This window comes from Streptomyces sp. NBC_01298 (assembly GCF_035978755.1).
Classification (GTDB): domain Bacteria; phylum Actinomycetota; class Actinomycetes; order Streptomycetales; family Streptomycetaceae; genus Streptomyces.
Map to the genome: position 1 here is coordinate 1,939,955 of NZ_CP108414.1, position 14,863 is coordinate 1,954,817.

Sequence of the window (14,863 nt, forward strand, 5' to 3'; positions counted from 1 at the left end):
AAATAAAAGTGAAGCATACAACTTCCCGGCACGCAACCGAGAATCAATGGGGCCGCAACCCCAACGCTCGGCACCATGCCAAGATTTTACCCAGCTCGATTGCAATCAAGCAGACAAGCCTGTCCGATGTGTTCAGAAACACGCGCTCCCCCTCATCCGACCTCCCCAAAACCAGCCAAGAAGCCGCCCAAAGGCCGAATAGCATCTTGCGCAATACGCCTCACCTCACCGCGCCTCGATCGAATCACTGGAAAACGGTTCGCCCACCGGAAGAAGCCGCCCGCATGGATGATCGCGGCCGGGCTGAGGGGAGCGGAAATCCGTGGACGGACCCGCGGAAGATCACGTACCGTGTGGCTCCACGCCCTGAGATGGATGGAAGGAGGCGAGTGCCGTGCGGTTCACACCTTTCCAGCGCTCCCGCTTCCGCTATCCCGGCGTAGTTCGTCAGTTCTGACCGGGAGCGCTCCAAGCAGCCTGTATCCCGGAGGAATCCATGACCGATACGGTCATCCGCGCGCTCTCCGCGAGCGACGCCCATCTTTTCGACGCACACCCCGACCCCCTCGGCGCCGGTGAGGGCCACCGGCGTACCCGGTTCCGCCCCGACTGGAAGCGCGTCGCCCTGCGCGACGGCGAGGTCGTCGCACGCGGCGCGTGGTGGGGCGGCCCCGATGACTCGGAGCCCGTCAACATCAACTGGTTCGACGTGGCCGAGGGCGAGGAGGGGGCCGGGGCCGAACTCCTGCGCTCCGCTCCCTGGCAGGTCGAACTCGAGATCAACCTGCCCGGCGGCTGGCGGGAAAGGACCGACCTGCGCGCCGGAGCCGAGGCGCGCTTCGCCGCCGCACGAGCCGCGGGGTACGAACTCCTGGTGGAACGCTTCCTGTACCGCTGGACCCCCGAGCGAGGTCTGCCCGAGCGGCCCGGACGCCTGCGCTTCAGCGCCGAACCCGACGACACCGTGTTCTTCGACGCGTTGCGCCGCATCCACTCCGCCACCCTGGACGCCCACGCGCTCAGGGCCATCAAGGAGGGCGGCCTCGACAAGGCCGCCCAGGAGGAACTCGACTTCTTCCACTGGTGCCCCTCCCCACGCGAATGGTGGCGGATCGCACACACGCCGGAGGGCGACCTGGCCGGCATCCACATCCCGGCCCACAACTCCTCCGGCCCGACGATCGGCTTCATCGGAGTCGTCCCGGAACAGCGCGGTCGCGGCTACGCCTACGACCTCCTCGCGGAGTGCACCCACCTCCTCGTCGAGCAGGGCGCGGAGTTCGTCAGCGGAGCGACGGACCAGGCCAACTTCCCCATGGCCGCGCACTTCGCCAAGGCCGGCTTCCCCGTCATCCGTGAACGCATCAACTTCCACCCGACGGGCCAAGCGGCCTAGCGAGGAGTAGCACGCGGTGAGCGGTCCGGTCCGAGGGCGGGTCCGGACCGCTTGCCGGTGCCCGGCGGCCAGGCGAAAGCCCCCGAGAGGCGTGGGGAGCCTCTGGGGCGAATCCGTCCGAAGCGAGCGGCGGTTGGCGCCTCGCGCTCGCCGTAGCGGTCGGGAGCTGGTTGCCGAGCTGACTCCTCGGGCCGGAACCGGCCGTGGAGGCTGTCGCTGGAGGACCGGTTACCGCTGGTGGCCACGTATGGGCACTCCGGCGGTGGGGAGTCTGTCGAGTAGGTCTCCGATGACCCGTTCCGGCTGCTCGGAGAGGTAGAAATGGCCGCCGGGGAACTCCACCACCTCGCTCGGTCCGGAGGTCCACTCGCCCCATCGGGCCGCCCCTTCACGGGACAGTTCGGCGTCCTCGACGCCGACGAACGCGCTGACCGGGCAGGTGAGCAGGTCGCCCTGGCGCGGCTGGTACGCGGCCAGCAGTTCGTAGTCGCCGCGGATGACGGGCAGCACCATCTCGCGCAACTCGGGGAGTGCGAGCAGATCCGGATCGATGCCGCCGAGCCCGGCCAGTTCGGCGCACAGGTCGTCGTCCGTCATCACGTGCTGGCCTCGATCGCGGCGCAGGCTCGGAGCGGCGCAGGCCGAGGCGAAGAGCCTCGCCGGGGCGGGGAGGCCCATCCGCTGAACGCGCAGGACGAGTTCGTGGCCGACCAGCGCTCCCATGCTGTGGCCGAACGCCACCCAGGGGCGGTCCAGCCAGGGAGCCAGTTCGGTCGCGAGATCGGCTGCCAGGTCCGCCATCGAGGCCGGCCAGGGGTCGTCGATCCGGTCGAGCCGCCCCGGCGGGCAGGCGACGATCAGTTCGACCTCGGGCGGAAGCAGCCGCGCCCAGCCCTGGTACAGGCTCTGCGAACCGCCCGCGTGCGGCAGGCACACGAGGCGCATGGCCGCCCCCGGCCGGGGAAACGGTCGGCGCAGAGCCCTGCTCTCAGCCATGATCGGGTCAACTCCTCGTATCACTGGTGTGACGACGTCGTATCCGTTGCTTCAGGCGGCGGTCGCCGCGACCGGGTCCGGCTCCGTGTCGGAGCGCAGCGCGGGTCGCTTCTCGGCCGCCTTGGCGAGCGGACCGACGATCGCGCCGGCGAGCAGGAAGAAGGCTCCGAGCACTACCCAGCCCGTGGTCCCGTTGCCGATCACGCCGATGGTGACGATGGTGGGACCGAGCACGAACTGGGCGCTCGTCCCCAGGTTGAAGGTGGCCAGGTACTCGGCCCGCGAGCGGTCCGGGGCCAGTGCGTACGAAAGGCCCCAGCCGCCCGCGGACTGGTAGAGCTCGCCCGCGGTCAGCAGGACCAGTCCGACGACCAGCACGGCGACGACCGCGACCACGGGCAGGTCGAAGCCCGCCAGGGCGAACAGGGCGCAGGAGCCCACCAGGGCCGCCGCCGCCTTGTGCATCGCCCGGACGCTGCCGGCGACGTTCTCGGTACCGGCCGAGGCGCGGACCTGGAAGACGACGGCGAGCACCGTGTTGACCACGAGCAGCAGTCCGACCAGGGCCTTCGGCGCGCTGGTGTGCTCGCTCACCCACAGCGGCACGCCGATGCCGAGCAGTGCCATGTGCAGGACCAGCACGCCGTTGACCCCGGAGACCGCCACGTAGCGCAGATCGCGCAGGGCGACCAGCCGCAGGGGCGACTTCTTGGTCTTCTGCTCCGCCGGGGCGGGCGGGTTCTGCAACTGGAGCCTGCTCAGGAGCAGCGCGGCGATGACGAACGACGCGGCGTTGCCCAGGACGATCACGCTGAACGCCGCGCGGGTGCCCACCGCGATGGCGATGCTGGCGAGCAGGCCGCCGAGGGTGAAGCCCACGTTGAAGACGACGCGCATGCGCGCCATCATCGCGACGCGCCCGTCGGCACCCGCCATCTGCTCGGCGAGGGCCTGGTAGATCGGGAAGACCGCCTGCTCCCCGACACCGAGGAAGGCCGCGATGAGCAGGAAGCTGAGGAAGTCGTCGGCGAAGACGTACGCGATGAAGCCGCAGGCCCGGTAGACGTTGAGGATCACCAGGAGTTTGCGCGGGGTCCAGCGGTCCGCCAGCCATCCGATGACCGGCTGGGCGGCGAGTCCCAGGACGCCGGCGACCGAGAGGCCGATGCCCACCTGGGCCACGGTCAGTCCTACGACGGTGGTGAAGAACAGGGCCGAGCCCGCCAGGTACATGCCCGTGCCGACGGCGTCGATCAGCCCGATCGCGAGGAAGGCGAGGCCCCCCTTCGCGGCGGCCGGACCGAGCAGCTTCTCGCGCAGGACGCCCGTACGGCTGCCCCGCGTCTGCCCGGCGGTCACAGCGCGGCCTCGGCGTCCACGGTGATGCGGACGGCTCCGGCCGCTTCCTCGGCCGCGGTCCGGGCCTCGGCCGGCCCGGCGGCGAGCACCATGATCTCGCCGACCCTGTCCCAGGAGGAGCGGAGTTCGGGCACGTGGTCGCCCGGTCCCACGGTGACGGCGGCGCGCAGCACACCGGTCCGCTGCTGTACCTCCTCGATGCCCGTCACCTCCCGGACCGTGCCCGCGGGCGCGGTCAGGAAGCGGATCGCCGCGCCCATCGGGGCGCCGCCGGGCAGCTTCGGGCTGCCGCCCGCGAGGAGTTCCACCAGCGCGCGGATCACGTTGCCGCCGTACGCCGCGTCGAGCAGGAAGGTGATCGAGTCACCGGGCACCCGGCCCGCGCATTCGATGAGGACCGGTCCCTCCTCGCCGAGCATCCATTCGGCGTGCAGGATGCCGGTGTCGTACCCGATGGCTTCGACGAAGCGCGTCATCGCTTCCTCGAAGCCGCGCCGTACGTCGTCCGGAAGGCCGGCCGGCACGACGTGGCCCAGCTCCACCGGGTAGCGGCCGCCGGCGGTGAGCTTCTCGGTGACGTTCAGGAACACGATCCGGCCGCCGCGCACCAGGGCCTCGACGCTGTACTCGTGGCCGTACAGGCGGCGTTCGGCCATGTAGCGCCAGGCGAGTTCCCGGTCGGGCAGCATGATGTCGTCGCGGGCGGCGACGGTGAGTTCCCAGGCGGCGGCGATGTCGTCGCCCGCCTCCAGCAACTGAACGCCCAGCGAGGCGTGCCGGTTCGCGGGCTTGAGGACGACGGGGCCGCCGGCGGCGAACTCCTCGGCGTCCGCGGGCCCGTGCACCTCGGTCCATTCGGGGTTGCGCAGCCCCCCGGCCCGCGCGGCCGCACGGAGCTCCAGCTTGTCCGTGAGCGCGGCGGCGGCCTTGGCGCCGGCGCCGGGCCTCCCCCAGCGCTCGGCGAGGACGGCCGCACCGTGGACGCCGTACTCGAGACCGGCGATGACGAGTGCGACGGGCTCTCCCGCCAGGTGCTCCTCGACGGCTTCGACGAGCGCGAGGTCCTGGTGGTACGGGGCGGCGACGACGGAGTGGACGCACCGCAGCGTGGCCGCGGCCGCGTGGACATCGCGCTTGCGGATGATGTCGGGGTCCTCGACCACCACCACGCTGTTCTCCGGCAGGAACTGCTCCATCTGGTTCAGCAGCAGCTTGCCGAAGCCGACCATGATCACCCGGCCGGCGGGGAGTTCCATCTGCATGGGATTTTCTCTCTGTGAGTGGGCGCGGGGGCCCCGACGCCCCGGAGCGACCGCTCCGGGGCGTCGGGGGCACGGGTGTGGGCTCAGGCCGGACGCAGGCGGATGTCGAACCGGTCGATTCCGGAGATGAAGTTCGACGGCCGGCGGATCAGACCGGACAGGGCCTCCACCGACTCCACGCGCGTGAGCAGTTCGGTGAAGAGCGAGCGCATCTCCAGCCGGGCCAGTACGGCGCCCAGGCAGAAGTGCGGTCCGATGGTGAAGGACAGGTGGTTGTTGGGCGTCCGGTCGAGGCGGAACTCCTCGGGCGCCTCGAACACCTCCGGGTCGCGGTTGGCCGCCGAGAGCCAGACGCAGACCGTGTCCCCTTCCTTCAGCTCCGTTCCGCCGAGCACGGCCGGCCGGGTCACCGTGCGGATGAGGTGCATGGCGGGGGTGTCGAAGCGGAGCATCTCCTCGATCATCGCGGGGATCCGCCCGTGGTCCTCGCGCAGCCACTGCCAGGCGCCCGGCGTGGTGGCGAGCCGGAGCAGGCCCGCCGCCACGGCGTTCTTCGTGGTCTCGTAGCCGCCGATGGCCAGGTTGAGGCAGTTGAGCAGCACCTCGTCCGAGCTCAGGCGCTCGCCGTCCATCTCGATGTCCATCAGGCGCCGGACCATGCCGTTCGGGTCCAGCCGGTGCGGCTCCCCCTCGATGATCTCCACGAAGTACATGAGGAGGTCGTTGTTGCCGGTTTCGCTGAAGCGGCGGCGCTCGGCCAGGGTGGGCGCCGCGGCGCCCGCCGCCTCGGTACCGGTGATGGCCCGGCTGGCCATCGAGGCGACCGCCTCGCGGTCCTCCTCGGGGATGCCGAGGATGGAACCGATGGCGAGCCTCGGCATCGGGGCGGTCAGCGCGCCGACCGCGTCGACCTCGCCCTGCCGTACGGCCGCTTCGGCCAGCCGCCGGGCGTGCTCCTCGATGACCGGGGTGAGCGAATGGACGAACTGCGGGGTGATCGCCCCGGTGACCAGCTTGCGCAGCCGTGCGTGGCGCGGCTTGTCGGTCAGCTCGATCATCAGCCCCGCCGCGGGGTCGCGGACGCCGAGCGTGCTGTCCAGCGTCATGCCCCATTCGGAGCTGTACGTGGCCACGTCGCGCAGGACGGTCCGGGTGTGGTCGTGCCGGGTCACCGAGTAGAAGCCGGGCGCATCCGGCCGGTCCTGCCAAGGGAGTTGAGGCAGGTCCCGCATCGCGGCCCAGACCCGGTAGGGCGGTTCCGGGTCGAAGTTCGCCGGGGAGGCGAGGTCCAGCGAAAGGTCCACCGGCGCGGCCGCCGGTACGGCCGCCGGTACATCGGTCGCCGTCATCGCCCCTCACCCTTCGGCTCGGCGGACGCGGCGGACGCGGCGGACTCGGCGGACTCGGCGAGCGTGTCGAGGACGATCTCGACGACCTTGGCCGGCCGGGTGCGCGTGAAGTAGTGGCCGCCGCCGGGCATCTCGAGCACGCGCGGGACGCCGGTGAAGGGCTCCCAGTCCCGGTAGCGCTCCGCGAAACCGGTGGTGACCGGGTCGTCGGCCGCGTACACGGCCGTCGTCGGTACGGTCACCGGCCGCGCGGCGACGGCGCCGCCGTCCCCGTACGTGTTCAGGTAGTACGCGTTGGCGCTGGTCGAGTCGTGCCGGAAGGTGCGCACGAGCAGATCGGCGTACGAGGCTCCGAGCTCGTCGAAGCCCGTGAAGCCGCTCTCCACGATGAGCCAGCGCTTGATGTCCTCGTACGTCATCGAGGAGACGTAGTCGATGGACTCGTGCAGGGCCGCGGCGTCGTACAGCAGCTTGGCACCGATGAACAGGTGCTCCACCCCGACGTTGCGCGCCGTCAGCAGCCGCGCCACCTCGAGGGCCAGCGCGGACCCGACGCAGTGGCCCCACAGGACGATCCTGCCGCGCTCCTGGCGCAGCAGCTCCTCGACCACCAGGCCCGCGATGTCGGTGACCTGCATCAGCTCGTCGGCACCGGACTTGGGGTCGTGGCCGGGCAGTTCGACGCCCAGCACGGCGAAGGAGGAGTCCTTGCGCCGCATCGCGTCGGCGACCGGGCGGAAGTGCACCGCGTGACCGGCGCCGTAGGGGAAGCAGACGAGGGTCGCCGAGGGCCGGTCGTCGGCGGGCGTGAGCCGCACCAGGACACCGGATCCCTCGTCCTGGGTGAGCTTCTCGGCCAGGTCGGCCTGCTCGCCCAGACGGGAGTTGCGCATCACGTCCTTGATCGTCACCAGGCCGTTGAGCATCATCACCGCGCGCATGGCCGCCAGCGAGTTGCCGCCGAGCTCGAAGAAGTCGTCGGTGAGCTTGATCGACGTGGGGTCGATGCCGAGGACCTCGCCCCAGACCGCCGCCACGCGGATCGCCGCCGAGGACAGTTCGCCCTCGGCCTCCGGGGCGGCTTCCACCGCCGCCGTCACCTCTGGCGCCTGCGGCTCGTCGGCGCCGTCACCGGCCCGCTCCAGCACGCCGGTGGGCAGCCAGCGGCCCCGGCCGACGACCGAGCGGGTGCCGTCCGCGCCCACCAGGGCGATGTCGCCCGGGGCGCCGATCGCCGCGGGCAGGCCCGACGGGTCGAGTACGAGGACGCGGGCGCCGGACGCGAGGTCCCCGCCGTCGGCCACGGCCGGCTGCGGGCGGGAGCCGAACTCCGCCAGCGAGGCCAGTTCCTCGTCACCGAGCAGCGGCCGGGTCGCGTGCGGGTCCGACGGGTCGGCGGTCATCCGGTCGAGCGCGGCGATGAAGTAGCCGCCGATGCGCACGATGTGATCGTTGTCGAACGCGTCGGTGTGGTAGTGCAGGCTGAGCTGCACCTCGTCGGTGTAGAAGTGCCGGGAGAACTCCGAGCGGAACGGGAACTCCGTGATGGCCACGGCGCGGACGTCCAGCAGCGAGAACTCGGGCAGCTCGCGCAGCTTCTTCAGCGAGTAGAAGTGCGTGAAGTTGAAGACGGTCTCGAACAGCGGCACCTGGGTCTGCAGGTCCTGCTTCATCTTGGCCATCGGGTAGCGGCGGTGCGGCAGGAACGAGGTCTCGGCGTCGTAGATCTGCCGGATCAGCCCCTCCCAGCTGCCGTCGGCGATCTCCACCCGCAGCGGCACCGAGTTGAGGAAGAGGCCGCACGCCTTCTCCGCGTCCGCGACTTCCGGGCGGCCGCTGTGCTCGTAGCCGGTCATGACGTCCCGCTCGCCGGTCACCACGGCGTGCACCTTCATGTGGGCGGCGAGCAGCACGGTCTTCACCGGGACGCCGAGGCGTCCGGCCAGCGCCACGATCCGGTCGGAGAGCCCGCGCGGGAGCGGCACGTCCTGCAGGATGACGTGGAAGGCCGCTTCCTCGTCCCGCGGACGAAGCCGCGGGATGATCGTCCGCGGCCGGTCCTCCAGGCGGTCGAGCCAGTACTGCTTGTCCACCTGCGAGTTGATCGACTGCTGCTCCAGGCCGATGAAGTTGCGCAGGTGGTTGGGGACCGGCTCGCCGGTGAACACGCCGTCGGTGCACAGGGCGTGGTAGATCTCGAACAGCTTGGTGTGCACCAGGTTGATGCTCCAGCCGTCCAGCGCCGAATTGTGCTGGCTGATGCTGTAGCGGTACAGGTCGTCGCGCAGGACGTGGACGTGCAGCCGGATGAGGCCGGGGTACTCCCAGTCGAAGGCGTGCGCCTTCTCCTCGCGCTCCCACTCCTCGTACCAGACCTCCTGGGCCGCCTCGTCGAGGTGGCGGACGTCGGCGATGAACACCGGCGGCGGGTCCACTGACTTGTGGACGAGCTGCAGGTAGTCGCGGAAGCCGCTCAGCCGGTAGCTCGTGCGGAAGATCGGGTTGTGGTCGACCAGGATCCGTACGGCCTCGGTGAAGGCCTCGGCGTTGAAGCCGCTGTTGATCAGGTAGCCGATGATGTCGTGGTACTGGGAGCTGCCGCGGGTCATCTCGCTCTGGAAGATGGTGCCCGCCGAGAGCATCGACATCGGGTAGGCGTCCTCGACGTCCTCCGGCAGACGGCCCCGCTCCTCCTCGCTGATGAGCTCGAACGGGGCGAACTCGTGGCGCAGTTCCTCCCGGGTGCCGCCTTCGTCCAGTACGGCCGCCAGGGCGGCGACGGTCGGGTTGGCGAAGAGCTGCTGGAAGGTGAAGGCCAGGCCGAGCGCCCGCGCCTTGGCCAGCACGGTGACGAAGTGGATGGAGGTGCCACCTAGCGCGAAGAAGCTGTCGTGCACGCCGATCCGGTCGCGGCCGAGCACCTCGGCGATCAGGCCCGCCAGCGCCCTCTCGCTGTCGGTGCGGGGCTCCACATGGCCGACGGCCTCGGTGGCGGGCTCCGGCAGGGCGCCCCGGTCGAGCTTGCCGTTCGGGGACAGCGGGAAGGCGTCCAGCACGACGACGCGGGCCGGGACCATGTACTCGGGCAGCGTTCCGGCGAGGTGGACGCGCAGCTGCTGCTCCGTCGGCCGGTCCTCGGTGCTCCCGGCGCTCCCGGCGCTCCCGGCGCTCTCGGCGCTCCCGGCGCTCTCGGCGCTCTCGGCGCTCTCGGCGGCCACGGCGTACCCGACGAGCCGCTGGTGCCCGTCCGTCCCGGTGCGCACCACGACCACCGCGTCGCCGACGCCCTGATGGTCGAGGAGGCGGCGCTCGATCTCGCCCAACTCGATGCGGTAGCCGCGGAGCTTGACCTGGGAGTCGTTGCGGCCCAGGTACTCCAGGGAGCCGTCCGGGAGGCGCCGGACGAGGTCACCGGTGCGGTAGGCGCGGGACTCGCCCTCGAAGGGGTTCTCCACGAACCGCTCCGCGGTGAGTTCCGCGCGGTGGAGATAGCCGCGGGCCAGGCCGTCGCCGGCGATGTACAGCTCGCCGGGCAGGCCCACCGGCCGCTCGCGGCGCCGCTCGTCGAGCACGTACAGCCGGATGTTGTCGATGGGCAGACCGATCGGCACCACGGTGTCGTCGGCCGAGGTGCGGTGGTGGCTGACGTCCACGGTCGCCTCGGTGGGCCCGTAGAGGTTCACCAGCTCGGCGTGGCCGAGCAGTTCGGCGAAGCGGCGCACGTGGTGCACGCCCAGGGCCTCGCCACTGGCGAAGACGCGGCGCAGTGAGGAGAGGCGCCCCTGGGCTCCGGTGGCCGCCACGTAGTCGAGGAACGCGCCGAGCATGGTCGGCACGAAGTGCAGGGTGGTCACCCGGTGTCGCTCGACGGCGGCCACGATGGCCTCCGGCTCGCGCTCGCCGCCCGGTGCCAGCAGGGCGACGCGGGCGCCCTCGATGTGCCACCAGAACAGCTCCCACACGGAGACGTCGAAGGAGACGGGCGTCTTCTGCAGGATCGTGTCCGCGGCGCCGATCGCGTACGCGCGCTGCATCCAGTGGAGCCGGTTGACGACGCTGCGGTGTTCCACCACCACGCCCTTGGGGGCGCCCGTGGAGCCGGAGGTGTAGATGACGTACGCGGCGTCGGTCGCGGCCCCCGTCTCCAGGGGCTCGCCGGCGTCCTCGGAGGTGTCCGCGGCCAGCTCCAGCACGGTGACGGAGGACGGCACCAGGTCGGCGCGGTCGGGCCGCGCCAGGACGATCGCCGCCTTGCTGTCCTCGAGCATGTACGTCATGCGCGCGGCCGGCAGGGAGACGTCGAGGGGCAGGTAGGCGGCTCCGGCCTTCAGGACGGCGAGGATGGCGACGAGCATCTCGACCGACCGCTCGGCGAGGACACCGACGATGGCCTCGCGGCCCACGCCCTGCTCCCGGAGCGTGCGGGCCAGCCGTGTGGTGGCGCGGTCGAGCTCGGCGAAGGTGAGGGAGTGCTCGCCGGACACGACGGCGACGGCGTCGGGGGTCGCCGCCACCGTGCGGGCGAAGAGTTCCGGGAGGGTCACGTCGCCGGGGAACGGCGCGGTGGTGTCGTTGGCCGCGGCGACCACGGCCGCATCCGCCCCGGTGCTCAGGTCCAGCTCCGCGAGCGCGGTGTCGGGCGCTGCCAGGGCGGCGGTGAGCAGGGCCGCGTAGTGGGCGGCGAGGCGGGTGGCGTTCTGCGGGGAGGACCGTTCCGCCTCGGTGCGCACCTCGACGGCGAAGCCGGCCTCGGTGCGCCGTACGTGGAACAGCACGTCGGTGGCGACCGCGTCGACCGCCTCCGCGGCGTGCAGGCCCTCCAGCGCCACGGCCACCTCGACCTCGGCGCCGGCCAGCTCGACCGGGTAGTCCTGGTGGGCGAGCACGTCCAGGGTGGCCTGGCGCAGCCGGCCCAGCAGGGACTTGAGGGTGTCCTCGGCGAGCAGTTCGAGGCGGGCCGGCAGGACCCGGGCCAGCGGCTGGGGCACGGTCGGAGGCTGGCCGACCACCAGGTCGCGCTCACCGGTGTACGCGTTCAGCAGTGCGATCGCGGCCGCGGTGAACAGCGTGTGGAGCGTGGTGTCGTCGCCACGGCTGACGGCGGTCAGCCGCTCGGCCAGCGCGGGATCGAGGTCGAGCACCGCGGCCGGCCGGGTGCGTCCGGTACGGGCGGCGGCGGGGCGGTCGGCCGGGAACCCGGTGGCGCGGGACCCGTCGAGGAAGCCGGCCCAGAACGCCGCCGAGGCGGGCCGCTGCGAGGCGGCGATCTTTCGCTGCCCGACGGTCAGGTGAGAACTCATGAAAGGTGGTGCTCCTCGGCGTGTGGATCAGAAGTCGAATGCGATGCCGGGAAGTTCCGGCGCGGCCGTGGTGTCGGTGGCGGTGGCGCCGGGTCCGGCCGGCCGTCCCAGCGCGGCGACCGTCGTGTCCGGGTGCGCGAGCGCCCGGTCGAGGATGCCGAGGAGGGTGTCGCGGAACGCGGCGACCGTGGCACGGTCGAAGAGCTCCGTCGAGTACTCCCACTCGATGTGCAGGTCGTCCTGCTCCTCGAAGACCTGCATGTTCAGGTCGGCCATGCCCTGTCCGGTGTGACGGGGCCTCAGCAGGACGTGCTGTCCCAGGAATTCGACGGCCTGCAGGGAGCTCGCCTGGAGGGCGAGCAGGGTGTCGAAGAGGGGGTTGCGGCCGGGCACGGGCTCCCCGGCCTCGCGGACGAGTTCGCCGTACGGGAAGTCCTGGTGGGCGAACGCCTCGCGGGCGGTGGTGGCCGCCTCCTCGACGAGCGCGCCGAACGGCTTGTCCCCCGAGGGCCGCAGCCGCAGGGACACCGTGTTGACGAACATGCCGACCGCGGTGTCGAGGCCGGGGGCGGTACGGCCGGCTGCCGGCACCCCCACGGTGACGTCCTGCTGTCCGGTGGCCACGGACAGGAAGACCGCGTACGCGGCCGCCAGCGGCGCGAAGAGCGTGACGGAGCGCTGCGCGGCGAAGGCCCGCAGCGCGGCGGTGCGTCCGGTCCCGAGCCCGAAGGGCAGCAAGTCGCCCGCGTGGGTCCGCAGGGCGGGCCGGGGGCGGTCGGTGGGCAGCTCGGCCGGGGCGGGCCGGCCCCGGAACGCGGAGGTCCAGTACGCGCGCTGCTCCTCGGCGATCCCCTTGCCCTCCCCGGCGGCCGCCCAGTGGGCGTAGTCCCGGTAGGGATGCGCGACCGGCGGCAGCTCCCGGCCGTGGTACAGGGCGTCGAGGTCGCCGAAGAGGTGCCCCAGGGACAGTCCGTCGACCACCAGGTGGTGCAGGTCCACGAACAGCACGGCCCGGTCGCCGGACCGGTACAGGCCCGCCCGGGCCAGCGGCGCGGCCGCCAGGTCGAAGGGGCGCACCAGCTCGTCGAGCCGCGGCTCCCCCTGCGTGACGCGCAGCTCCGACACGACCTCGGCGCGCACCACCTGCACCGGTTCGTCCTTCAGCAGGAACGCGGTGCGCAGGACCTCGTGACGGCGGACCAGTCCGCGCCAGGCCTCCGCGAGACGTACCTCGTCCACGTCGGCCGGCAGGTCCAGCAGCAGCGGCACGTTGTACTGGACCGAGGCCTCGTCCCGGTGCTGCGCCACGAACAGCGGGTACTGCTGCGGCGCGAGCGGGTAGTGGTCGGCCGGCGGGGCGGCGGGCAGTTCGGCGGGCCCCCGGGGCTCGGGCGCCCGGGTGCCGAGCAGGACGGCGAGGTCCTCGACGGTCGGGTTGCGGAAGACGTCCGCGACGGTCACGGGAACGCGGAACTCCGTGCCGATGGCGGTCGCGAGACCGGCCGCCATCAGCGAGTCCACACCGTGGTCGAACGCCGAGTCGAGCACCCCTACGGTGGCGCCGGGCAGCACGCTCTCCCAGATCGCCACGAGCCGCTCCTCGACGGCGTCCCGCGGCGGCACGTGCTCCGCCGGCAGGTCGTGGAGATCGGCCGGATCGGGGAGCGCCGAGCGGTCGACCTTGCCGTGGGCGGTCAACGGAATGGAGTCGAGCAGGACGAGGTGCCCGGGGATCAGGTGGCGCGGCAGCCGCTCCGCCAGGTGCTCGCGCACCTCGCGCACGTCGAGCGGTTCGGCCTCCGTGAAGTAGGCGGCGAGGTAGCGGTCGCTCGCTTCGCCGCCCTCGCGCACCAGCGGTACGACGACGGCCTCGCCGACGGACGGGTGTCCGCGCAGCACGGACTCGATCTCCCCCGGCTCGATGCGGTAGCCCCGGATCTTGACCTGGCCGTCGGCGCGGCCGAGGAACTCGATGACCCCGTCCGGGCGCTGTCGCGCGAGGTCGCCCGTGCGGTACATGCGTCCGCCGGGCAGGAAGGGGTCGGGCAGGAAGACCTGCCCGGTGAGTTCGGGGCGGCCCAGGTAGCCGAGCGCCACGCCGTCGCCGCCGACGTACAGCTCGCCCTCGGTGCCCGGCTCCACCGCGGCGCCCGCGGGGTCCAGCACGTAGGCGGTGGAGTGGGCGATGGGCCGCCCGACGGGCAGCGGCCCGCCGGTCTCGTCCCGGCCGATGCGGTGGGTGGTGGAGAAGGTGGTGTTCTCCGTGGGGCCGTAGCCGTTGACGACGCGGATCCCCGGGCAGGCGTCCAGGACGGCCGCGACGTGCTCGCCGGCCACCACGTCGCCGCCGACCACGAGGTCGTCCAGCGGGGCGAAGACGGAGGGGTCCTGCCGGGCGATCCGGCTGAAGAGGGGCGAGGTGAGCCACAGCGTGGTGACCCCGTGGTCCCTCAGCGCGGCCCCGAGGCGGCCGGCGTCCAGAACGGCGTCCTCCTCGGGCAGCACCAGCGCACCGCCGTTCAGGAGCGGGCCCCAGAGCTCGAAGGTGCTCGCGTCGAAGGAGACCGCACCGGTCTGCAGGACCCGCATCGTCTCCGAGAACGCGACGAAGTCCGCGCCGCGGACCAGGCGGACCACGTTGCGGTGGCACACCATGACGCCCTTGGGCCGTCCGGTGCTGCCCGAGGTGTACATCACGTACGCGAGGCTCTCGGCCCCGACGCCCTCGGGCTCGCCCGCCTGCGGGTCCCCGGCGTCCGGCGCCCCCGCGTCCGGTGCCAGGTCGTCCCGGATCGCCATCTCGGTCCCGCGGCCGCCGGGCGCCTCGCCCTCGCGGTCCCCGAGCACCAGCCGCACCCCGCCGTCGTCGAGCAGGTACTCCACCCGCCGGTCGGGTTCGGAGGGGCTGATCGGCAGGTACGCGGCTCCGGCGCGCAGCACGGCCAGGTTGGCGATCACCCACTCGGGGCTCCGCTCGGCGCGCACCGCGACGAGTTCCCCGGGGCGGATCCCGTACGCGAGGACGCGGGCGGCGAGCCGGGCCGAACGTTCCGCCAGGTCGCGGTAGGTCAGCGTGCCGTGCTCACCGACCACCGCGGGCGCGTCGGGGGTCGCCGCGGCCTGCCGGAGGAACAGCGCGTGGATCGTCGCGTCGCGCGGGTAGCCCTGTGTAGCTCTCATCGTTCGTTCCATCTCTTCGTG

Annotated in this window: 7 protein-coding genes; 1 reads left to right on the forward strand and 6 read right to left on the reverse strand. The window is 72.1% G+C overall.

Annotation, left to right across the window (positions count from 1 at the left end):
• Nucleotides 1-496 precede the first annotated feature (496 nt).
• Nucleotides 497-1,396 carry a GNAT family N-acetyltransferase gene (locus OG730_RS08880; protein ID WP_327303712.1) on the forward strand — a complete coding sequence of 300 codons (900 nt, stop codon included), beginning with the start codon at nt 497-499 and terminating at the stop codon, nt 1,394-1,396.
• A gap of 228 nt (nt 1,397-1,624) precedes the next feature.
• On the opposite strand, the gene OG730_RS08885 is transcribed toward OG730_RS08880, so the two are convergent.
• The 6 genes from OG730_RS08885 to OG730_RS08910 all read right to left on the reverse strand — a co-directional run bounded on the left by OG730_RS08885 (nt 1,625) and on the right by OG730_RS08910 (nt 14,842).
• A complete protein-coding gene (locus tag OG730_RS08885) occupies nt 1,625-2,392 on the reverse strand; it encodes a thioesterase II family protein (protein WP_327303713.1) in 768 nt (255 codons plus the stop codon).
• Between the two features lie 51 nt (nt 2,393-2,443).
• A complete protein-coding gene (locus OG730_RS08890) occupies nt 2,444-3,751 on the reverse strand; it encodes an MFS transporter (RefSeq protein ID WP_327303714.1) in 1,308 nt (435 codons plus the stop codon).
• The gene (locus OG730_RS08895; RefSeq protein WP_327303715.1) at nt 3,748-5,013 is read right to left on the reverse strand and encodes an ATP-grasp domain-containing protein; all 1,266 of its coding nucleotides are present in this window, start codon (nt 5,011-5,013) and stop codon (nt 3,748-3,750) included. Before OG730_RS08895 ends, OG730_RS08890 begins: the two co-directional genes overlap by 4 nt.
• An 83-nt stretch (nt 5,014-5,096) precedes the next feature.
• Entirely contained in the window at nt 5,097-6,362 is a 1,266-nt protein-coding gene (locus OG730_RS08900; protein ID WP_327303716.1) for a cytochrome P450, read from the reverse strand.
• A complete protein-coding gene (locus tag OG730_RS08905) occupies nt 6,359-11,662 on the reverse strand; it encodes a non-ribosomal peptide synthetase (protein ID WP_327303717.1) in 5,304 nt (1,767 codons plus the stop codon). The genes OG730_RS08900 and OG730_RS08905 overlap by 4 nt, the downstream gene beginning before the upstream one ends.
• 27 nt (nt 11,663-11,689) lie before the next feature.
• Complete coding sequence (locus tag OG730_RS08910) at nt 11,690-14,842, reverse strand: non-ribosomal peptide synthetase (protein WP_327303718.1); 3,153 nt, start codon at nt 14,840-14,842, stop codon at nt 11,690-11,692.
• Between the last annotated feature and the right edge of the window lie 21 nt (nt 14,843-14,863).